We start from the raw sequence: 21143 nt of genomic DNA, 5'->3' as shown, positions 1-21143 counted from the left end.
TGTTCGCCGCAAACGATGGCCTAGATACCAGGCCTGCCGCAATTCCCAATCCGCTTCCTACAATCGTCCGCCGCGTGATTCCGCTTCGCTTGGTCATCTCAATGTCCTGTTGCTAAGGGGTGAAATCGTTCTCGACTAGTGATTTCGTACGTTTGAGGAGCGACCGCCGACTTCAAAGGCCCATCTCGGCCTTGATCAATTTCTCCTCGGATTCGTCGTAGAGCGACGCGATCAGCGACTGATAGCGCTCGTTGATCTGCTTGCGACGCTTCTTCCGCGTCGGCGTCATCACGCCGTTCTCGAGCGACAGCTCCTCCGGCAGAATGCGGAACGCCTTGATCTGCTCGGCTCGCGCCAGCCTTCCGTTGGCCTTGCCGATCTCCGCCTCGATCAGCCGGTTGACGATCTCGGAGCCTGCCAGGTCCGCGTAACTCGCGATCTTGTCGTCGCGCGACTTCGCCCAGTCCATTGTGGCGGTGGCATCCACTTCGATCAGGGCGGTGAGATATTTTCGCCCCTCGCCGATCACAGCCGCCTCGGAGATGAACGGGCTGTGCCTCAGCTCGTTTTCGATCTGAGTCGGGCTGATCGATTTGCCGTTCGACGTGTTGATGATCTCCTTCTTCCGGTCGACAAGCTTGAAGGTTCCTTCCGGCGACACTTCGACGATGTCGCCGGTGTAGAGCCAGCCGTCGCGAAGCGCCGCTTTCGTCTCGTCCGGCTTGTTCCAATAGCCCGCGAACAATCCCGGTCCACGGACGATCATCTCGCCGTCCTGGAGCACGGCGGTTTCCCAGGCCGGATCCGGCAGCGGGACCCCGACGTTGCCGGCCTTCGGCCACTCCGCCATCTGCACCAGATTGGCACCGACCAGTTCGGTCTGGCCGTAGCACTCCTTGAGCTGCAAGCCCCACAACTGCCACAGCGACATCAGCTCGGACGGCATCGCCGCCGACGAGGTGAACGCGATCTTCAGCTCGTCGAAACCGACCTCCGCGAGCAGCGGCAGGAACACTTGCTCGCGGCAGGCCGCGAACAGTTTCGAGACGAAGGCATCCTCGTGGCCGCGCTGACGGTCTTCGAGGGCCCTGCGCGCGATCGTCATGGCGAGCGTGTAGTTCTGATCTCCCGCTTCCCCGGCGGGATGCACCTTGCTGAGGATCTGTGTCGCAAAGCGCTGGTAGAACCGCGGCGGCGCCATATAGTAGGTCGGCTTCACCTCTTTGATCGTCTGGGCGAAATCCGCGGTCGTCTCGCCGAAATATGGAACTGCGTCGGCGATCAGCGGCAACGTGGTCGCCTGCCCGCGCGCCACGGTGTGCGACATCGGCAAATGCACGACCACCCGGTGCTCCTGTTCGCGCATGCTGGGGCCGAACAGGGTGATGCAATGAACGCCGGCGAGAATGGAAAGGTGCGTCAGCATGGCGCCTTTGGGGTTTCCGGTCGTCCCGGACGTATAGCCGATGCTGACGACATCGGACGCCTTTGCTGTCGCGCTCTCCTTCTGCAGATAGTCATGCGCATCGACATCGAGTGCTCCAACAAAGTCGGCCAGCGACTTGATCGACGCCGAGGCCTCGCCGGTCCAATCCAGGTCGAGCACGATGATGCCGCGGAGCTGCTCGGCCCGACCGGAGGCGAGCACGATGCGAAGCTGCGGCTCCCCGCCGACGAACGCGAACTTCGCGCCTGAATCCGTGAAGCAGTAAGCCACTTCTTCGGGTGACGAGGTGAAGTACACGCCCACCATGACGCCGCCGGCGCACATCGTGGCCATGTCCGCGATCAGCCATTCCTCGGACGAATCGCCCATGATCGCGACCCGATCGCCGCGCTCGAGACCAGCACGCCGCAGCGCGCTGGCCAGGTTCACGACACGCTGCGCATAGGCGCCCCACGTCATGGCGGTCCAGGCGCCGTGACGCTTTTGTTGCAAGGCGATCTTGTCGGGCCGCTCCGCGAGTCGCGCGGCCAAAAGCTGCACGACGGTCGTATCCGCCAACTGGGCGCCGGATGTCATCTCAGCGACGTTCATCTCAGCGCTCCGCGAAACGCTTGCGCTTGGCTGCGAATGCGGCAACCGCCTCGGCCCGCTCGGGCGACTTGAACGTCAACATCTCCAGCGCCGCAGAGGTGTCGAGCAGCAGGTGGGCGTACTGCTTGATGATCTTGTTGACGCTGTACTTGGTCCACACGATCGATTCCTTCGGCCCGCTTGCCAGCAGTTCGGCGTATTCGATCGCGGCATCGAGAACGTTGCCGTCTGCGATCACCTCGTTGATCATGCCGATAGCAGCCGCTTTCTCGGCGGAGATGAATTCGCCGGTCATCAGATAGTGCTTCGCGCGTACCGGCCCCATCAGCAGCGGCCAGATCACCGCGCCGCCATCGCCCGCGACGACGCCGGCATTGACGTGCGTGTCGGCGAAACGGGCTGTCGAGCTCGCATAGATCACGTCGCAGAACAGCGCGAGCGTGGCACCCAGGCCGACCGCGACACCGTTGACGGCCGCGACGATCGGCACTTCGACTTCCAGCATGTTGCGGATGAGGTGGCGACCGCTGCGCGTCGGGGACGGCAGCGTTCCTTTATCCAGCGACTTCTGATCGCCACCAGAGCAAAATCCGCGGCCCGCACCGGTGAGAACGATCGCGTTGACAGAACTGTCGTGATCCAGCTTGACGAAGACGTCTTCGAGCTCCTCGTGCATCTCCCAGTTGATCGCGTTGAGGATCTCCGGGCGGTTCATCGTGACGATCGCGACGCCAGTGGCGCGCTGCTCGACGATCAGGTACTTGTAGCCGTATTGCGACATTGATCTCACCGTTCGATTACTGCTTCTGGGTCCGCATCAGCCGGATCTGCCCGAGGATCTCCTCGGTCGGCCGCACGACATTGTTCCCGTCGTTGAAATGCGGGATGACGTAGCGACCGACCATGTCGATCGCCTCCTTGATCTTTTCGTGCGGGACGGAGTCCATGTGCAGCAGCACCTCGTCGATACCCATGGCCTCGAACTTCTCGATCTGACGAATGACCGTATCGGGGCTGCCGCACACCGTCGTGGCCGACTCGTTGACCAGATAGTCCCAGTCGTTGGCGGCGCGCTCCATCGACGGCACGCTCTCCCCCATGTATTTGTAGTCGTCGGCAATCGCCGCGAGACGCGGATAGGCATCGGTCGAGATCTTGGCATAGTGCATTAGCGGGCCGGCATAATCTGCCTTGGCCTGCTCGTCCGTTTTCCCGATGCCGATGAACAGCGGAATGCCGATACGCGGACGCTGCAGCGGTCCCTCCGCGTCGCACTTCCAGTTCTTTTGATAGGCGTCGATCAGCTTCTGCTGAGCTTCCCAGCCCTGATAGATGTTGCTGCTCATCACGGCGAAGCCCTGCGAGGCCGCCCAGAGATGACTGCGCTCGCTGGTCGCCGCGATCCCGATCACCGGATGCGGCTTCTGCAGCGGCTTCGGAACCAGCTGGCGCGGAGGGATCTGGTAGTACTTGCCGTCAAACGTGAAAATGTCCTGGCGCATCGCCGTTTTCAGCAGCGCCAGTCCTTCTTCCATCTGCGCCAGCGTTTCGTTCGGATCGACGTTGAACGCCCGCATCGCGATGGTGGTGTTGGCGCGGCCGCCGTAGAATTCCATGCGGCCGTTGGACAGGATGTCGGTCACGGCAAGCCGCTCGGCCGAACGCAAGGCGTGATTGATGCGCTGCGGCATCAGCGTCACCGCCGCGCGCAGCTTGACGCGCGACGTCACCGCGGCCAGATAGCCGAACACCACTTCGGGCGCCGAGCTCGAGATCCCGCCCAGTGCCACGTGCTGCTCGGAGAGCGCGACGCAGTCGAAGCCGACCTTCTCGGCCAGACGGACTTCGTCGACCAGTTCGTGAAGCCTGCGCGAGTAACTGTGGCCGACCTGGGTTTCCTGTTCAGACCAGAACCCAAACGTAAGTGCCATGTCTCAATCCTTTTAGCTTGCGAGATGGCACAGGGTTTCATAGGCGTGGCGATATTTTCGCCCGAAAGCCGCGTTGCGTAGTAACGCTTTCCGAATTTTATGCTGTCAGCATTCGCAACATGGCAGACGCCCCGGGAAGCTTCGCCACGCAGCGGACGGGCTGACCGTCAACGGCGGGCGCTGGCGGCTCCGGCCTCGCTATCGAAGGTCTTGATCAGCAACTCGGCGACCGCCGCGAGGCACGCTTCGCCGATGGCGTAGCTCGAGCCGATCGGACTTCCGATCACGCCGTTCTGCGAAACCGATCGGATGCCGTTCTTCCACATCAGCTCGAGATCAGCCTCCGACAAGCCGCCAAGATGACCCACCTCGAAGCGGTCCGGTCTGACGCTGTCGGGCCTAATGACCATCATCAGCGACGTCTCGGCGATGTCGGCGTGCCCGCCGACGGCCGACACGTCTCCTCCGGCTTCGCGCACCGCATCGCGCCACGTGTCGATCCATTTCGTCGAGTCGAAGAACGCCAGGATCTCGACATCCGAGGGGACGGCCTCGCGCAAGCGACCGAGCATGTCCTTCAGGACCGGAAAATTGCCGATGTGACCCGAGTGAATCAGGATACGCTTGAAGCCGTGCCGCGCCAGGCTTGTGCAATAATCGACACAAATCGCTTCCAGCGTCTCCGGCCGTAGCGAGATCGTACCCGCGAATGGCAGATGGTGAGACGAGCAGCCGACCGTGATGGTCGGCGCCACCAGCGTGTTGCCGCGGCTGCGCGCGATCCGCTCGGCCAGAGCATCGGCATGATCCGCATCCATGCCCAAAGACAAATGCGGCCCATGCTGCTCGACGGCCCCCAGCGGGATCACTACCGTCGTGCACCCATCGGCCAGCGCCGCGGCGACTTCCTCGTGGCTCATCTGCTCCAGATAGATCTGATCGGGATATCCGCGCGTCATCGGCTCAGCCCTTACTGTTCTTCGACAAAAATCTCGCACGCGCGTTGGTTGAGCTCTCGGCTGTGACATAGGCATCGAGGTCGGCCACGGTCATTTTTTCGAGCGCCTGATCGCTCATTTGCGCGGTGAGGTTGAGCGATCGCTTGATGGCATGGAACAGCTTGCGGTCTTTCTGCCGCAACACGCCGCACACGTCTCGCGCACGGGACGCGACCTCCTCGGTCGGGACGATCTCATTCACGGCGCCGATCGCCACGGCGCGCTCCGCGCCGACGAGCTCGCCCCAGTAGAGCAGCTCTTGCGCCGCCCGCACGCCGAGCTTCTCGACGGCCCGGCGCATGCCTTTGGTCACCGGCAGCAGGCCATGGTTGATTTCCGGAAATCCAATCTTGCACACCGCATCGGCCACAACATAGTCCGCATGCAGCAGAAACTCCAGGGCGCCTCCGACCGCATAGCCGCGGACGGCGCAGACGATCGGGCCCGGATAGTTCTCCATCGCCACGAGGAGTTCGTGGAAGAACCGGATGCGCGGCCTCGCGACGTCGATCCCGACGACTTCCTTGATGTCGCCGCCTGCGCTGAAGAAGCGGTCGCCGCTTCCGGTGAGCACGATGCCGGGCGGATTCTCGTCGTCGGCAAGGCGCCGGATCGCCTCCAGCAACTCGACGATGAGTTGCGCATTCAGCGCATTGGCCGGCGGCCGGTTCATCGTGATCGTGACCAGGTCTTGATCACGCTCGATCAGGAGAGAAGTGGCAGTGTTCATCAATGAGACCCAAGCGAGAGGCGGCTGCAACAGCCGGGGAGCGGTGGACCGAACGGCGGCGCGACGAGAGCCGCAACTCCCGACGCCTCGCCGAGACGGCGCGCCTCACAATCCCAGATAGGCGCGCTGGACATCGGGGTTCTCGAGCAGATCGCGGCTAGATCCATGCAACACCACGGAGCCGTTCTCGAGCACATAGCCGCGGCTGCTCATCGCGAGCGACTTGGCGACATTCTGCTCGACGAGAAGGACCGTGATGCCCTGCTCGTTAAGGGATTTGACGACGCCGAACATCACATCGGTCAGCGCCGGCGACAGTCCGATCGACGGCTCGTCGAACATCACGATTTCTGGCTTCGACATGATCGCCCGACCGATCGCCAGCATCTGTTGCTCGCCGCCGGACAGCGTGCCGGCGAGCTGGTCGCGGCGCTCGCGAAGTCGCCCGAACAGCTGATAGACGGAATCAAGCGTATTTGCCAGGTCGTGCCTGGCCCGCTTCAGCGAGCCGCCGATCAGCAGATTGTCCTCGACGGAAAGCGCACTGAAGATCTGGCGGCCCTCGGCGACCTGAGCGATGCCCATTTCGCAGATGTCCCACGGCGGTCGCCGCGAGATTTCGACTCCGTTGATCCTGACGGAACCGCGCGACGACGGCACGATCCCCGCGATTGATCGGATCAGAGAGGTCTTGCCGGCGCCGTTGGCGCCGACCACGCAGATCAGTTCACCCTTGCCGATGCGGAGCGACACGCCGTTCAGCGCATTGGAGCCGTCATAGGCCACGCACAGGTCGTCGATTTCGAGAAGCGCGTCGTCAGGCATGGAAACCGGCTCCCAGATAACTTTCCAGCACCGCAGGATCCGCTACCACCTCTGACGGCTTGCCCTCGGCGATCTTGGCGCCGTGGTGAAGCACCACCACGGTCGACGCCACGTCCATCACGATCCGCATCACGTGCTCGACCAGTAGGATCGTCAGTCCACCCTCGGCGAGCCGGTGCAGCACGCCGACGACGCCGGCCGCTTCGGTCGGACGCAGCCCCGCCATCACTTCGTCGAGCAGCAGCAACTTAGGGCGAGTCGAGAGCGCCTTCGCCATCTCGAGCATCTTGCGATCGGGCAACGTCAACTGATCCGTCCGGGCATTCGCCTTGCCGGCGAGCCCGACATTTTCGAGCGACTCATACGCCTTGTCCCGCGCCTCCTTGACGTTCGTCGTCCAACTGAAGGCGCCCACCATGGCATTCTCGAGCACCGACATATCTTTCATCGGCCGGACGATCTGGAAGGTGCGCGCAATGCCCTTGCGGCACACCGCTTCGGGCGGCTCGCGCTCGAGCGAACACCCCTCGAACAACACCTGCCCGGCGGTCGGTCTCAGCGCCCCGGCGACGAGATTGAAGCAGGTGGTCTTGCCGGCGCCGTTCGGCCCGATCAGGGCGGTGATGCGGCCTGCCTGCAGTGAGAAGCTGACGTCATTGACCGCGACCAATCCAACGAACGCTTTGGTCAAGTTCTTCACTTCGAGCAGCGCGGTCATTCCTCGGCCTTCCGCAGTTGTGAGATCCGGCCGCGCGCCGGCAGCTGGATCGCCCCGTAGAGCCGGACGATCGCCGGCCAGATGCCGTCGGGCAGAAACCACACGACCAGGATCAGCACCGCCCCGTAGGCGACGCTGTTCAGTCCGGGGAGCCCCAGGCTGTCGCCGAGCGCCCCCATGGCGTGATGCAGCGGGATCGCGGCCATCGAGCCGACCAGCGGGCCGAATGCAGTGCCCAATCCGCCAACCACGGGGCCGATCAGGACATCGACCGAGATCGCCATGCCCATGATCGAATCCGGAAAGATCGCGCCCTGCACCAGGCCCAGGACGCCGCCGCCGATCGCGGCCGTCGCGGCCGATATCGAGACCACCAGCACCTTGTGGCGAAACGTCCGCACCCCCAGCGCGCGGGCGGCCTCGTCGTCGTCCCGCATCGCCCGCCAGACATAGCCCCAATAGGACCGCGAGATCAGCTCCGTTCCCGCGACGCCGATGGCCGCAAGCGCGAGCGCGACGAAGTAGTAAAACCGCGCGTCACCGCGCAGCATCCCGAGGTCCATCGTGCCGCTCGGCGCCTGATAGAACAGGCCCTGCATGCCGCCGACATAGTCCCACCCGCCGAACATGATCCGGGCGAATTCGGCGGCTGCGATCGTGAGCAGCGCGAAATAGATGCCACGGACCTCGAAGCGGAAGCTCAGCCACGCCAGCACCGCGCCGACGAAGCCCGCAATCACCGCGCCCAGCAGCAGACCGATCCACGGGGTGACGCCGTATTTGATGTTCAGGATCGCCACCGCATACGCACCGATTCCAACGAACAGCGCGTGACCGATGGATAGCTGCCCGCCGATCCCGAGCATCAGGTTCCACGATTGTCCCAGGAAGGTGAACAACAGGACGATCGTCAGAAGCGAGATGACGTAGGCGTTGGACATGCCACCCACCATGGCCAGGGCGGCGAAGACCAGAGCGCCGGCGCCCCAACGCTTGGTGTCGCTGGCTTGATCAGATGTCCTTTGCACCGAAAAACCCCCTCGGACGTAAAATCAGGATGATTATCAGGAGCGCGTAAGGGAGTGCAGTTTTCATCGACGGCGTGAACATCAAGGCCGCGATCGCTTCGGCGACTCCGATCGTCAGGCCGCCCAGAAGAGCGCCGCCGAAGCTGCCGAGACCGCCGACGATCACCGTCACGAAGGCCAGCAGCGTGAAGTCGACGGCGAGATAGGGTTGCGCATCGAACAGCGGCGAGATCAATGCGCCGGCGACGCCAGCGCAGGCGGCTCCGATGCCGAAGGTCACCGCATAGACCCGAGGGATATTAAGCCCGACCACCAGTCCGCCGAGTCGATTATTGGCGGCGCCCCGCAGCGATCGGCCGAATGCAGAGTACTTCAGATAGGCTCCCAGTGCGGCGATTAGCAGGCCGGCCGTAGCGGCCGCCTGGATGCGGGCCCAATCCAAGGTGAGCGGTCCCACGCTCACGGTCTGGAAGGACAGCTGAGACGCCGTCGGCCGCGGATCCGGACCGAACGACATCAGCAATACGCCGCTGAAAAGCAGTGAGAGGCCGATGAAGACGATAAACTGATAATGATGCGGCCGATTGACGAACCGCTTCACGACGAGCGTCTCCAGCAGATAGCCGAACACGAACATGACGACCGCGGCGACCGCAGCGGCTAGAAAGATCGGGACGTCCCAAATTCGAACGGTCCAGTATCCGATGTAGATCCCGAACACGACCATCTCGCCATGAGCGAAATTGACCACGCGCATGACGCCGAAGATGATCGTGAGACCGAGCGCGACGAGCCCGTAAACCAGTCCGATGAGCACCCCGCCGGCGATGACATTGAGCCAGAGCGACAGCATCAGCGACCGACCGCTGATGGATGCGCGATGGAAAGTCTTCGTCTTTCTTGCATGCTGATCGGTTCCATCTTGGCTGTAGCGGAAACGTAGCGGCGCCTGACGTCGTCCTGTGTTTCAGACCGCCTTTGGCGCGGCGAAACATCCGTCGATGTAGACGAGCGACTCACATCCGGCTCTCGTGGTCTGAGCCACCACCTCTCCGGTGAAAATGGTGTGACTACTGTCGCTGTAAGCATTCACCACGCGGCAATCGAAGCTGCAGACCGCGCCGACCAGACTCGGTGCTCCGGTTTTGAGATCGCACCACAAACCGTCGCCGAAGCGGATATCGCCCTTGCTGCCGTCCTGCCCGGAAAACTTGAGCGCCAGATCGCGATGCTCGACCCCCAGAATATTCCAGCAGAACGACCGACTGCTGAGAATGGTGTCGTGCGCACCGGCAGATCGATTGACGCAAACCAGCACGCTGGGCGGAGCCGCCGACAGTGAGCAGCCCGCCGTCAGTGTCAGACCATGGCGGTTCGGCGCCCGGCCTGTCGTGACGATCGACACGGTGCCCGGCACGCTGCGCATTGCAGCGCGGAATGCTGCGGCATCGAGTGGGCTCGTTTCGGACAGCGGCGGTGTTGCGGACGGCATGGCTACGACCCTTGGATTCATGGGATGGATGCGCCCTCTTTGTCTGGTTGTGATTCCGGGCATGCAGCGCTGCCCCGGTGAACGTCTGAGCTATCCGGCTGCTTGATAGAACTGGATGACGTTGCCGCCCGGATCCCGCACCTTCACCGCACGGCCGTGACTGGCCATGTCCCGGACCGCGCCGACCTGCGCCCCCATGGCTGCGGCACGCTCCATGGCGGCCTCGAGGTCATCGACATCGAAGACAAGAACAGCATCTTGCAGCTGGTCCGAGATCGACTCCGTCGGTCCGGCGACGCAGAACGCAGCCGCATCGCTCACGAACTGGATCCACTTGCCGGGATCAGCGAAGCGCACCTTCAGACCCAGGCCTTCGTAGAACTCGGCCAGGCGTCCAGGATCGTTCGCCGTCAAATAGACTTGCTTCAGTTTCACGCTCGACATCCAAACCGTCGCTACCCAAGTGCGATCGTGGGTGGATAGTCGCCCGAGCCTCTCAGCATTACTGCTTGAACAACGCCTGTCACAGAAGCTTCATCAGCATTTTATGCTGTAACGACTTGTCGAGTCGCTAGATCCAACTCTGCATCCGGCCGATCTTTGCCATTTTCTGGTTGACGAGGGTGGGCGTCGTTGCTGCCGAACCTTTTGTCTCGCGCAACGCCCGCGGCGTGGTCAGCGACGTGGGACCAGGGCCACACGCGACGACAGGCGGTTGTACGAAACAGGGCAGCTCTCGACATCGAGCTCTGCTGCACATCCCGTCAAATGACATGGGGAGCCAATCGATGGAGCGGCGGGCATTACATCTTGACCGAATCCGTGGATCAACGTCGGCCTGCATATCGCATAGGCAAAAAATGTATCGGAAGTAGGCAACTAACCTCCTGATCGCAATGCACAATGCGAAGGTTGACGGTTTTTCGATACAAGTCGATGATTTGTCGAAATCCCACAAGCGCAATTGCGGTTAGCTTTTACCACGCGATTGTCATCACCCCGCAAACGACGGTGATACGCGCCGCAGAAGACTGCCATACTTGGGAGATACGCGATGTCAACGACCTCTCTCGACAGAATAGATATCAGGATCCTCAACGAGCTCCAGCAGAATGCGAGCTTGACCAATGTCGAGCTCGCATCACGCGTCAATCTCTCGCCGTCGCCGTGTCTGGCACGCGTCAGAACACTCGAAAAACTCGGCGTGATCGATCGACGGATCGCCCTTCTCGATCCCGCCGTGCTCGGCATTGGTGTAACGGCTTTCATCCAGATCAAGCTGGAAAAGCAGGTCCAGACGTCCCTGGAGAATTTCACCCGATCCATCGACCGGCTGGCCCAGGTAATGGAATGCTATCTCATGACCGGTGAGAGCGACTACATGCTCCGCGTCATGGCGGCCGACATCGAAGATCTCGAAGACCTGATTGTCAACAAACTATCCCGCATCCCCGGCGTCAGCAGCATTCGATCAAATCTGGCCCTCAAGCGCATTTCGTACAAGACCGTGCTGCCGATCGACGCCAATCGGCCGGTCACCGTCAAGGCTTGCGCCACCCCCTCGCGCCCTCTGGAGCGCTCACCAAGACCCCGATACGACCCAACTGGTCCTTTGCTGTCCGATGCGCCGATCGGGCTCGACACCAATCGTCCCAGCTACAGCGTGGAAAGACTATGAGGCGCCCCGCCATGGGCTCCGGCCAGTTGACAATAATGGTGAAGTTAAGATCGGCAGAGTGCTCGAGCGGCGCTGCGAGCCTGACAATCCGCACAAGACCCAACGCGAGCACCCGTCGGTTCTAGCGAGCAGAGCGACCGAGATGACGGGATTGATCGAAGCGGCCCTGCAGGCGTTCGCCGACGGCGAAATCGTCGTGGTCACCGACGACGACGATCGGGAGGGCGAAGGGGACCTCGTCGTTGCCGCCTCGCGGTGTACCGCTGAGAAGATGGCCTTCATCATTCGCCATACATCGGGAATCGTCTGCGCTCCGATTACCCTCGAAGACGCGAGACGCCTGCGGCTTGACCCGATGGTTGTCGACAACGACTCGGCTCACACCACGGCGTTCACCGTGTCAGTGGACTACCGGCCGGATAACGGTACGGGCATCTCGGCCGAAGAGCGGGCCTCGTGCTGCCGTGCACTCGCCAACCCCAACGCTGGCGCCGGCGATTTTTGCCGGCCGGGACACGTCTTCCCGCTGATCGCAAAAGAAGGGGGCGTACTCATGCGCTCGGGTCACACCGAGGCCGCCGTCGACCTGTGCAGACTGGCAGGTCTCGAGCCGGTCGGCGTCATCAGCGAACTGATGAACGACGATGGCTCGGTGATGAAGGGTCCGCAAGTCGCGGCGTTCGCCGACAAGCACAAGCTGAAACAGGTCACCATCGCAGACCTCATCAGCTTCCGGCAGGCCCGCGAGACGCTGATCGAGCGCGTCTCGAGCGTCACGGCGGAGAGCCCGATCGGCCCGCTCCAGGGCTATTCGTATCGCTCGCCGTTCGACCCCATTCATCACGTCGCCTATATCTACGGAGAACTGGGCGACGGCACCAACGTCCTTACGCGCTTCTACAAACCCAACATCCTGCGCGATTTGTTCTCGGGTCAGGAACAGGCCAAGATGAACGTCATTCTGCAACGCTTCAAGGATAACGGCAGCGGCGTGCTCGTCTATCTGCGCGACGGCGCGGCGGGCGTTCCGCCTGCGCCGCTAGGCCCGATCAGTTCGCGCGAAGACGACCGTAATCGGCAATGGCGCGAGATCGGCGTCGGCGCCCAGATCCTGCGGGATCTCAAGATCAGCTCCATCCGTCACCTCACGTCGTCGACGCATCACTTCAAGGGACTGTCAGGCTTCGGCATCGAGATCGTCCGAAACGAAGCGCTCTAACTCCAGCCATCCGCGTTGCGAAAGTCCATTGAGCGCGTCCCGCACCTCAGGCATCCGGCGAAGCTTGCAGTTCGTCTCGCGGCAGGTCTCCCCCGGGCCAGCTTGGCCGGCCTCGCGCTCGGAGAAGTAGCGCGCCGGCGATTTGCCAAGCGCCTTCTTGAACATGGTGATGAACGCACTCACCGACTCGTAGCCGAGCGCCTCGGACACGGACTGAACCGTGTTGCCAGCAGACAATTTCTGGATGGCGACGATGATCTGAAGCTGCTGACGCCAGCGACTGAAGGTCATGCCGGTCTCGGCGAGCACAATGCGCATCAGCGTCCGCTCGCCGAGCGCGACGGCTTGCGCCCACTCCGCCACGGTCCTACGGTCGGCCGGATTGTCCATCAAGGCATCGGCGATCATACGCAGTTTCGAACTCCGCGTGATCGGAAGATGCAGCCGTTCGGTCGGCATGGCGATCAACTCGTTGAGGAGCACCGCGGCGATCTGCGCGGGCGGGCCGTCGGGATCGTAGAGCGGGGGCAGCGTCGCCATCCGATGGATCAGCTCGTGCAACAGCGGTGAGATCGACAGCGTGCAGCATTCCTGCGGCACGCTCGCCGCATCCATGTCCACATAGAGAAACAGCAGGCTGGCGTTGCCGCTGACGCGATTGCTGTGGGGCATACCGCCGGGAATCCAGACGCCGCAGCGCGGCGGGACCATCCACAGGCCGCTCGGCACTTCGCACGTCACACCGCCGCGCTGGGCGAGGACGAGCTGTCCCTTGCGATGGATATGAACCGGCAGTTCGTCCTCCTGCTCCCGGGTATCCACCATGCCGGCCACGATCGGACGGTCCAAAATGTCAGGATCGAACCGCCGATAGTGCTGATAGAGCGTGCCGCGCATTGTCATCCTTTAGCAATTAATTGGCAGAATAACGAAATTCTCTCGACGCAGCAACGCCTATGGTCTCCGTGCTTCACGGACGATCACATCATGCCTTCACCATTTCTGTCTCGGCTTCTCGCAGCAGCAGCGCCCGGCCGGCTCGATCCGAAATGGGCGCTGTTCTCGGCGAACTCCTTCATCGCGGCAATGCTCGCGATCTATTTTGCCTTCCGGCTCGGATTGGAGCGGCCGTATTGGGCGATGCTCACGGTCTATCTGACCGCACAGCCGTTCGCCGGCGCGGTTCGGTCACGCGCCGTCTACCGCTTTGTCGGGACATTGCTGGGCGCCTGCGCGGCGCTGGCGCTGGTCCCGATCCTGGTCGATCAACCCGCGTTATTGTCGGTTGCCGTTACCGCATGGGCCGGACTCTGCCTCTATATCTCCTTGCAGGACCGCACGCCGCGCAGCTATGCTTTCCTGCTGGCAGGCTACACCGCGACGACAATCGCGTTCTCGAGCGTCAACGTTCCGGCGATGGTATTTGTGACCGCGCTGTCGCGTGTCGAGGAGATCCTGCTCGGCATCGGCTGTGCGACCCTGGTGCACACCCTGCTGTTCCCGCGCGACGTCACTACTCCTGTGCTGAAATCCCTCTGCGCCGCATTGTCGGACGCCTTCGCCCGGACCACCGACGTGCTCTGCGCGCGCGTCGACAAGGCACCGAATACGGGGCGCTGGAAGCTCGCTGCGGACATCACGCAAATCGAGATCCTGTCGACGCACCTGCGCTACGACACCGCCGCGAGCAAGCCGGACCTGCGCGCCATCGGTGCCGTGCAGGACCAGCTCGCATTGGTCTTGCCGATGCTGCTGCCGGTGGAGGACGGACTCGCCGCCTTGGGAGAGCGGCGCTCGGCCGAGTTGAACCACCTGCTGTCTGAACTCGCCGACTGGACACGTGCGCCGGAGCGATCACCGGCCACTTCCGACGAACTGATCAGAAAGTGCACATCGTTCGAAGCGACCTGTTGCAACGATCGCAGCGAATGGGATCGGCTGATCGAGGCCGGAACCGCGACCAGATTGGCCACGCTGATCGAAGCGCTGGCTGCCGCGCGAAACCTGTCGCGCGCATTGCACAGCGGTGCTCACCCTGCCATTTGGAGCCAAGCTGGCCTGCGGGATCGACACGTGAGGCGACGCCTGCACAGCGATCCCGGCCTTGCCGTTCTGTCGGTCGTGGCTCTTGGCGTCGCCGTGCTCGGCTGCTGCACGGTCTGGATCACGACGGCCTGGCCGGAAGGCGGCGTCGCCACGCAAATCGCCGCCATCGCCGCGGCGCTCTACAGCAGCCTCGACGATCCCGCGCCAACGCTGATTTCCTACGCGCTCTGGACGCTGGCCTGCCTGCCGATCGCCGCGATCTACCTGTTCGTGATCTTCCCGGCCATCACCGGCTTTCCGATGCTGGTGTTCTCGCTGGCGCCGACCTTTCTGGTGATCGGCTATCTGCAGGCCAATCCCCGGCATTTCATCAAGGCGCTGGCGCTCGGTCTCGGACTGATCAGCGCGCTCGACCTCCAGAACAAATTCAGCGCCGACTTCGCTCTATTCATCAATAGAAATGCGGCTGCCATGATCGGACTTCTCACAGCGTTCATCGCAATTCGATTGCTGCGTTCACTGTCAGCATCGGGAGCGGCGCAGCGTCTGCTGCGCCACGGCTGGTCCGATCTGGCGAGGCTGGCTGCTGCACGGCGGCCGATGAGCCGCGCCAGATGGACCAGCATCATGCTTGATCGATTCGGCCTGGTGATCCCTCGGCTGGCTGGCGCGACGACGGACATCGCGGTGGAAGCCCGTCCTTTGGCCGCGCTGCAAATCGGCCTCGATCTGCTCGCGCTCAGGCAAGCCGCAGTGCACGAGGACGCGCGCAGCGACCCTGGCCTCCAGCAGCTTCTGCCGATGCTGTCGCAGGCATTCCGCTGGCTGGCCCGCGGCAACGCGAAACTGAAGCCTGACGTTGCGCGCGCCCTTCTGGCCGCGATCGACAACGCGCTGTGCGACACGCGCAAAGACACGACCGCCTGCCAGCAGCGAACGCTCGCGCTGATCGGCCTGCGTCGGACGATGTTTCCGGATGCTCCTGCTTTGTCCAGCAAGGCCATGCCATGAACGAAGAAATCGCCATTGCCGGCGTCTACGTTCCGACGTTTGTGCTGGCCTGTGCTTGTGCGCTCGCGGCCTGCTTTATCGCCTCCGCGGCCAACCGCAAATTCATCGGCGTCGATATTCGAAGGTATGCGTGGCACCCCGCGCTGCTCGACTTCGCCGTCTTCGTCATTCTGACCAAGATCTTCTACGCTGTTCTGGGAAAGCTGCCGCTATGACAACGATGAGTTCGATGTTTCCCCGCATGATGCTCACTGTCCTGATGGTGAGCGTCGCGGCACCGGTCGGCATCGGCATGTGGGAGCATTATGAGGCGGCGCCATGGACACGGGACGGCCGCGTCCGCGCCGACATCATCGCCGTTGCCGCCGATGTCTCCGGGCTGGTCGACGAGGTGCTGGTCCGGGACAATCAGGTCGTCCGCAAGGGCGATATTTTGCTGCGGCTGAATCCCGACCGTTTCCGCCTCGCCGTCCAACAAGCAGAGGCGTCTCTGGCCAACCGCGAAGCCGCCGCGGAGAAGGCGGCGAGCGACCGCGTACGATACGAGAAGCTGAGCGAAGGTGTCGTGTCGCAGCAACAGCGCGAGACGATCCGCGCTACGGATTTGCAAGCCAAGGCGCTTTATGGTCAGGCCGTGGCCGACCTTCAGATCGCGCAGCTCGATCTCGATCGATCCGAAATCCGGGCACCCGCGAACGGCCGCGTGACCAATTTCGATTTACGGCCCGGCACCTATCTCGCCGCGGGGCGCGGCATCATGGCGCTGATCGACATCGACACCGTGCGTGTCGAAGGCTATTTCGAGGAGACCAAGATCCCGCGGATCCACCTCGGTGACGCCGTTGACGTGAAGCTGATGAGCGGAGCGACGCTGAGCGGTCGGGTCGAGAGTATCGCTGGCGGAATCGAGGACCGCGATCGAAGTTTGGGGTCCAGCCTGCTCGCCAGCGTCAATCCATCGTTCTCCTGGGTCAGGCTCGCCCAGCGCATTCCGGTTCGGGTCCGCATCCCGCGCAAAGATGTCGATCGCCTGATCGTCGGAACGACTGCGACGGTGCAAGTCAATGTTGGAAACCGCAACGCACCGCCAAACACCATGGGCGTTTTACGGTAACGCTCGGTAACGCGCTCAGCCGGCGCCAAGAAAATCTAATGAAAACAAAGCCGAATGGCGCGCCCGGAACGATCTGAACGTCCGACCCTCAGATTCGTAGTCTGGTCCGGAGCATTGAAACAACTAGCGTTTGTTACCGTAAGCGCAAGCAAGAATCGCGAAATAGCGCCGTTTCGCCGCGTCACCAGATGTAGCCAGACCTTGAGAAAGGGCCCGCCGATCGCGCCGGGCCAAGTAGAGGGAGGAAACGAAAGATCGGATATCTTTCGCAAACGCCGAATGCGGAATTCGATTGCGGAAATCTAACGAACGACATTCAGCAGCAATACTGTCGTGCACATCAGACCGCATTTTGTGCTGAAGTCCGCAGCTCTCAGCGCCATTTTCGGCATTTGACGCGAGGTACGATTTCGACTGCACCAAAAAGCGCGCGCGAAACTTGAAGGGTCCCGATCACCAGGCTCCGCACGTCCAGAACAGCTCATTTCATCGCCCGGCTCAGATCTCGCAATGCCCGCGCCGCCATACCTGCTTTTGCAATTCAGAGCTCCCAATCGCCGAGGGTTCTGCCGAGGATGACTGCCTGGGTTCGCGTTGCGATGATGAGTGTCCATTCCTTTAAATCGCGCGCTGACGAAATCGCGCCTATTTCACGAGGTGCTGTCCTCGATCGTCTCTACCTAGCGCGTGGAGCGTCTTTCTTCTGAAGCTCGACAGGTCGAACAGGAGCCTAGGCACTTTTTCCAGCGCCATCGCCTTGCCTTCGATTGCGAGATGTAGAACTCGCACCAATCTGGCAAGACCGAGTTCTACAAATGCGACCGAACATGCGGATCATTCCCAATCCTGAGCTGGCTGTCTACAATGACGATGGATGCTGCTAGATCAGGTCTTCTCTCCAAAACGACGTATCGACATGCCGCGGCAAATTCCTCCTCCTGAACGCTCAAAGGTACCTTGACCTCCCTCCGAGAAGTTCCCGCCATATTCGGGTCCCATATGAACGATCGGCAGCGAGACACCTGATGCAGGCTCATGTTTTGAATTTCTAGTGGCTCGCGCGCTTGGTCGACCTCTTCGCACCCGGCAACACATCCGTGCAAACACCTTCGTACTTCGGCAGCCAGGCCTATTGTTTCTCCGAACGTCGAATGCGGATGAATGGTTTTGCTGATATCAATTGCATCGGCGCCCATCTCGATCGCCGGGCAGGTTCTCCGATCATGTCGCCAGCCTGCGGGCCAACGATCACACCGCCGATGATCCGGTGAGTCTCTTGGTCGATGATCAGATTGGTCGGCAAACTGGCCTTCCTGGCCGGTCAACGCAGAGTCCCGGCACATGCAGGCCCCTGGCCAGTTGCATAGCCGCATCACATTCGGCGCTTTGGGGGTGACGGCTGCGATTTCGGCACAAAATGCCGGGGGCGTTATGAGAATAGGCAAAGACAAACTGTACGAGGCACGACGTTGTGGTGTTTGGTACAAGAGGGTCTTGCCTTGACTTCACCGGCCGCGAAGCGCGGCTCTTTGGTCACTTGTTGTAGGCACAATCAACGAATTGGGCGAGATCTCTGCTCTCGCACCATGCACGGCTTGCTTGGCAGCGATGCACCGCATCTTTCAAAATTTCATTGATCTCCTAGCGACCGCAGAAGATCTTCAAGACTTCTCCAAAGCCATGGCGGACACAGCGACCGCTTTGGACCTATCGTGTTTTGCCTATCTAGCCCTCCAGCACTCAAGCAAAGGCAAACCGCGCCTAATCTCTACATATCCATCGCGGTGGGTAGCACACTATCTACGAAACAATTATCAAGTGCTTGATCCCGTCATCGGAGAAGCTCTTCGAAACCCCGAGCCCTTTCGATGGGGGGTTAATTTCAACTCGAAGTTCACATCGAAAACACAGCATCGGCTTTTCGAAGAGGCCGCGGAATTCGGAGTTCGGTTTGGCTTTACGATGCCCATTCACGATGGCCACGGCCCCATCGCTGCATTGACCTTTGCCGTTGACCAGAGCCGCCCACAATTCGAACGGTTCATTGAATCGCATGGACGCGTTCTTCAGCTAATAGCGATGTATTTCCATGCTCATACCCGGCGAAAGCTAGCAAATGCACACGAAATAGAGGGGGCATGCCTATCCCCGCGCGAGTTCGAATGCTTGGAGTGGGCAGCTCGGGGCAAGAGCGCTTGGGAGATTGGATGCATTCTCGGCATCTCGCGCAACACGGTTGCCTTCTACCTAGAAGGCGCGAAGAAAAAACTCGGTGTTCGGACGATTGTACAAGCGGTAGCCCGCTTAGCCGCCGTGAAAAGAAAAGAGCAAAATTAGGGACGCAGCCCCCCTACAACTACAGGTAATGACTTAAGATCCGTGATCCGCTCCAAAGGTGGCGATGTACACACCCCTGGAGGGACTATGATTCAGCTTATCACACCACCCTTGTCTGGCCAGTTCGCCGAAACTCTCGTCGAAATGCATCGGCTACGGTATCGCGTTTTCAAGCTTCGCATGGCATGGGACGTTCAAACCAGTGGCGACATGGAGATCGACGATTTTGATGCATTGCATCCCGCTTACCTAACCCAGCTATGTGACAACGGGCAGGTGCAAGGTTCCGTACGCCTCCTCCCCACACTTGGCCCGACCATGCTTTGCGACACCTTCCCCGCGCTTCTTGAAGGCCGACTGGCGCCGTCAACTCCTCTCGTTTGGGAAAGTAGTAGATTCGCAATCGATGTTGCTGCCGATGCCCCGAAAGGGGACCACGGTATCACTCGTGCTGCGTACGAGCTGTTTGCGGGAATGGTCGAGTTCGGGCTCTCACGACAACTCACTGACATCGTCACCGTAACGGACGTCCGTATGGAGAGAATCCTTCGGCGAGCCGGCTGGCCCCTACGGCGCATTGGCAATCCTTCCGCAATTGGCAACACCTTAGCCGTGGCGGGTTACCTGGAGATTTCGCGCGATATTCTGGCCAGCCTTCGTAAAGCCGGCGGTCTTTCGGCACCGGCCCTTTGGACGCCAGTAATCTTCGCGGCCGCCTAGAACGGTCCATGTCAACAAACGATATGCGCGTCCCCGCCTAGAGCGGGGACGCCGTATCTTGCGCTTTGCCTGGCGAGCTATGAACATGACGGATATTGAGATCAGGAATCATCGGCGGAACGCAGCCAGAGCTATTGACCTGCAACAGCTTCGACTGGCAGTTGTCGCTTGTGATTGCGGAAGCTTTCGACGAGCCGCGGAGGCGCTTGCAATCAAACATACCACCTTCAGCCGCTCTATCGGTCAACTTGAGCACCTCGTGGGTACTTCACTGTTTGAGCGTTCAAGCGGAGGAATTAAGCCTACTCAGGCTGGACAGGCCATTCTGCGGATCGCACGGTTGATTCTGGAACAAGTCGACATGCTCGTTGACACCGGGAGGTCCGGTGGTCGTGGAGAGACTGGCCATCTTGTGATCGGCTTCTTCACCTCCATGTCCACCGGCAATTTGCGAGCGACGATAGGTGAGCTTAAGAAGCTGCTCCCACAGCTCGAATTGGCAACGATGGAGCGCTCTCGCTTCCGTCTGATGACTGCGCTAAGTAGCGGAACCGTCGACGTTGTCGTTAGCCCTGGACGTCTGCCTTCAAGGGGCACCAGATCACTATTGCTCTGGAGCGAACGCATCCTGATCTCGCTGCCTCAGGATCACTGCCTCGCGTCACGTGAGATCATCTATTGGACCGATTTGCGTGACCAGACGATTCTTGTAAGCGAGTATGATCCCGGACGAGAACTTGAGGATCTGCTGATCTCGAAACTCCTACTACCCGACGACCGACCCAGGGTGCAGCGCCATGACGTAAGCCGCGGCATTATCAAGAGTCTGACGAGTATGGGCATGGGGCTCAGCCTGGTGATGGAATCGGATATTGGTGCAAGTTTTGCAGGCCTCGTGTACAGGGAGTTGCAAGACGGAGCGGGACCAAGCCGGGTGGACTTTTATGCCCATTGGCGCGATGACAATGAGAATCCGGCTCTGAAGCGTTTCCTCGATCTGTTGGCAGAACGCTATCCCTCGCCGCCACCGACTGCCTGGGCGTGACCGGCCCGTCTCGCCTTTGCAAATCCGCGGTCCGTGGCCATAAAGCGCGCCAGCATGGGCGCGATCAGCTTTGCCGGGTCGATGCGCTGCCCACTTTCGCGTGCCAGGGCCTCCGCATAGGCGACGAGATCTCGATGCACTGATGCCGGAAGCTCAATGGCGACCTTGACGGGCTTGTCGTCGGGCAGCGCTCCTATTCTAAGCTTGGACATC

At 61.3% G+C, this 21143-nt stretch carries 21 protein-coding genes and 1 pseudogene; 8 read left to right on the top strand and 14 right to left on the bottom strand.

Annotation, left to right across the window (positions count from 1 at the left end):
• Positions 1 to 172: 172 nt before the first annotated feature.
• The 11 genes from ACTGJ9_RS16890 to ACTGJ9_RS16840 all read right to left on the bottom strand — a co-directional run bounded on the left by ACTGJ9_RS16890 (position 173) and on the right by ACTGJ9_RS16840 (position 10204).
• A complete protein-coding gene (locus tag ACTGJ9_RS16890; protein WP_456677965.1) occupies positions 173 to 2038 on the bottom strand; it encodes an AMP-dependent synthetase/ligase in 1866 nt (621 codons plus the stop codon).
• A gap of 1 nt (position 2039) precedes the next feature.
• The gene (locus ACTGJ9_RS16885; protein ID WP_456677964.1) at positions 2040 to 2819 is read right to left on the bottom strand and encodes an enoyl-CoA hydratase/isomerase family protein; all 780 of its coding nucleotides are present in this window, start codon (positions 2817 to 2819) and stop codon (positions 2040 to 2042) included.
• 16 nt (positions 2820 to 2835) lie between these two features.
• On the bottom strand, positions 2836 to 3969 hold the full coding sequence (locus tag ACTGJ9_RS16880) for an LLM class flavin-dependent oxidoreductase (protein WP_456677963.1): 1134 nt from the start codon (positions 3967 to 3969) through the stop codon (positions 2836 to 2838).
• Between the two features lie 167 nt (positions 3970 to 4136).
• On the bottom strand, positions 4137 to 4928 hold the full coding sequence (locus ACTGJ9_RS16875) for a creatininase family protein (protein ID WP_007594454.1): 792 nt from the start codon (positions 4926 to 4928) through the stop codon (positions 4137 to 4139).
• A gap of 4 nt (positions 4929 to 4932) precedes the next feature.
• Positions 4933 to 5697, bottom strand: a complete 765-nt coding sequence (locus tag ACTGJ9_RS16870; RefSeq protein ID WP_148754957.1) for an enoyl-CoA hydratase/isomerase family protein — start codon at positions 5695 to 5697, stop codon at positions 4933 to 4935.
• 105 nt (positions 5698 to 5802) lie between these two features.
• Positions 5803 to 6522 (bottom strand): ABC transporter ATP-binding protein, encoded by a 720-nt coding sequence (locus ACTGJ9_RS16865; RefSeq protein ID WP_007594456.1) that lies wholly within the window; start codon positions 6520 to 6522, stop codon positions 5803 to 5805.
• Positions 6515 to 7240: an ABC transporter ATP-binding protein gene (locus ACTGJ9_RS16860; RefSeq protein ID WP_456677962.1), complete on the bottom strand. Its 726-nt coding sequence runs from the start codon at positions 7238 to 7240 to the stop codon at positions 6515 to 6517. The genes ACTGJ9_RS16865 and ACTGJ9_RS16860 overlap by 8 nt, the downstream gene beginning before the upstream one ends.
• A complete protein-coding gene (locus ACTGJ9_RS16855) occupies positions 7237 to 8139 on the bottom strand; it encodes a branched-chain amino acid ABC transporter permease (protein ID WP_456677961.1) in 903 nt (300 codons plus the stop codon). The genes ACTGJ9_RS16860 and ACTGJ9_RS16855 overlap by 4 nt, the downstream gene beginning before the upstream one ends.
• Before the next feature lie 112 nt (positions 8140 to 8251).
• Positions 8252 to 9121: a branched-chain amino acid ABC transporter permease gene (locus ACTGJ9_RS16850; RefSeq protein WP_148754989.1), complete on the bottom strand. Its 870-nt coding sequence runs from the start codon at positions 9119 to 9121 to the stop codon at positions 8252 to 8254.
• A 114-nt stretch (positions 9122 to 9235) separates the two neighbouring features.
• Positions 9236 to 9823, bottom strand: coding sequence for a flavin reductase family protein (locus ACTGJ9_RS16845; protein WP_456677960.1), 588 nt, complete (start codon positions 9821 to 9823; stop codon positions 9236 to 9238).
• A gap of 27 nt (positions 9824 to 9850) precedes the next feature.
• Positions 9851 to 10204 carry a VOC family protein gene (locus ACTGJ9_RS16840; protein ID WP_456677959.1) on the bottom strand — a complete coding sequence of 118 codons (354 nt, stop codon included), beginning with the start codon at positions 10202 to 10204 and terminating at the stop codon, positions 9851 to 9853.
• Between the two features lie 676 nt (positions 10205 to 10880).
• Between ACTGJ9_RS16840 and ACTGJ9_RS16835 the strand changes: the two genes are divergently transcribed.
• Together ACTGJ9_RS16835 and ribB are read left to right on the top strand one after the other, a co-directional pair.
• Complete coding sequence (locus tag ACTGJ9_RS16835; RefSeq protein WP_231142535.1) at positions 10881 to 11438, top strand: Lrp/AsnC family transcriptional regulator; 558 nt, start codon at positions 10881 to 10883, stop codon at positions 11436 to 11438.
• Between the two features lie 142 nt (positions 11439 to 11580).
• Entirely contained in the window at positions 11581 to 12657 is a 1077-nt protein-coding gene (ribB, locus tag ACTGJ9_RS16830) for a 3,4-dihydroxy-2-butanone-4-phosphate synthase (protein WP_283017184.1), read from the top strand.
• On the opposite strand, the gene ACTGJ9_RS16825 is transcribed toward ribB, so the two are convergent.
• Entirely contained in the window at positions 12616 to 13554 is a 939-nt protein-coding gene (locus tag ACTGJ9_RS16825; RefSeq protein WP_148754953.1) for an AraC family transcriptional regulator, read from the bottom strand. The genes ribB and ACTGJ9_RS16825 overlap by 42 nt on opposite strands.
• 90 nt (positions 13555 to 13644) lie before the next feature.
• On the opposite strand from ACTGJ9_RS16825, the gene ACTGJ9_RS16820 reads away from it, so the two are divergent.
• The 3 genes from ACTGJ9_RS16820 to ACTGJ9_RS16810 are packed head-to-tail and all read left to right on the top strand — an operon-like array spanning position 13645 to position 16828.
• Positions 13645 to 15714 (top strand): FUSC family protein, encoded by a 2070-nt coding sequence (locus ACTGJ9_RS16820; RefSeq protein ID WP_456677958.1) that lies wholly within the window; start codon positions 13645 to 13647, stop codon positions 15712 to 15714.
• Entirely contained in the window at positions 15711 to 15929 is a 219-nt protein-coding gene (locus ACTGJ9_RS16815; RefSeq protein ID WP_456677957.1) for a DUF1656 domain-containing protein, read from the top strand. Before ACTGJ9_RS16820 ends, ACTGJ9_RS16815 begins: the two co-directional genes overlap by 4 nt.
• Positions 15926 to 16828: an efflux RND transporter periplasmic adaptor subunit gene (locus ACTGJ9_RS16810; protein WP_231142541.1), complete on the top strand. Its 903-nt coding sequence runs from the start codon at positions 15926 to 15928 to the stop codon at positions 16826 to 16828. Before ACTGJ9_RS16815 ends, ACTGJ9_RS16810 begins: the two co-directional genes overlap by 4 nt.
• Positions 16829 to 17876: 1048 nt before the next feature.
• Here the strand turns inward: ACTGJ9_RS16810 and ACTGJ9_RS16805 are convergent.
• Positions 17877 to 18125, bottom strand: a pseudogene (locus ACTGJ9_RS16805) (dihydrolipoyl dehydrogenase); the annotation flags it as partial.
• A 311-nt stretch (positions 18126 to 18436) separates the two neighbouring features.
• On the opposite strand from ACTGJ9_RS16805, the gene ACTGJ9_RS16800 reads away from it, so the two are divergent.
• From ACTGJ9_RS16800 to ACTGJ9_RS16790, 3 genes are all read left to right on the top strand, one after another.
• Positions 18437 to 19165, top strand: coding sequence for a LuxR family transcriptional regulator (locus ACTGJ9_RS16800; RefSeq protein ID WP_456678552.1), 729 nt, complete (start codon positions 18437 to 18439; stop codon positions 19163 to 19165).
• A gap of 87 nt (positions 19166 to 19252) precedes the next feature.
• Complete coding sequence (locus ACTGJ9_RS16795; protein ID WP_456677956.1) at positions 19253 to 19885, top strand: acyl-homoserine-lactone synthase; 633 nt, start codon at positions 19253 to 19255, stop codon at positions 19883 to 19885.
• Positions 19886 to 19970: 85 nt separating this feature from the next.
• The gene (locus ACTGJ9_RS16790; protein ID WP_456677955.1) at positions 19971 to 20930 is read left to right on the top strand and encodes a LysR family transcriptional regulator; all 960 of its coding nucleotides are present in this window, start codon (positions 19971 to 19973) and stop codon (positions 20928 to 20930) included.
• On the opposite strand, the gene ACTGJ9_RS16785 is transcribed toward ACTGJ9_RS16790, so the two are convergent.
• A complete protein-coding gene (locus ACTGJ9_RS16785; RefSeq protein WP_231142545.1) occupies positions 20897 to 21142 on the bottom strand; it encodes a DUF2274 domain-containing protein in 246 nt (81 codons plus the stop codon). The genes ACTGJ9_RS16790 and ACTGJ9_RS16785 overlap by 34 nt on opposite strands.
• Between the last annotated feature and the right edge of the window lies 1 nt (position 21143).

Origin of the sequence: Bradyrhizobium sp. RDM12 (genome assembly GCF_051917485.1) — a bacterium.
GTDB lineage: Bacteria > Pseudomonadota > Alphaproteobacteria > Rhizobiales > Xanthobacteraceae > Bradyrhizobium.
This window is presented reverse-complemented; position numbering and strand designations above follow the sequence as displayed.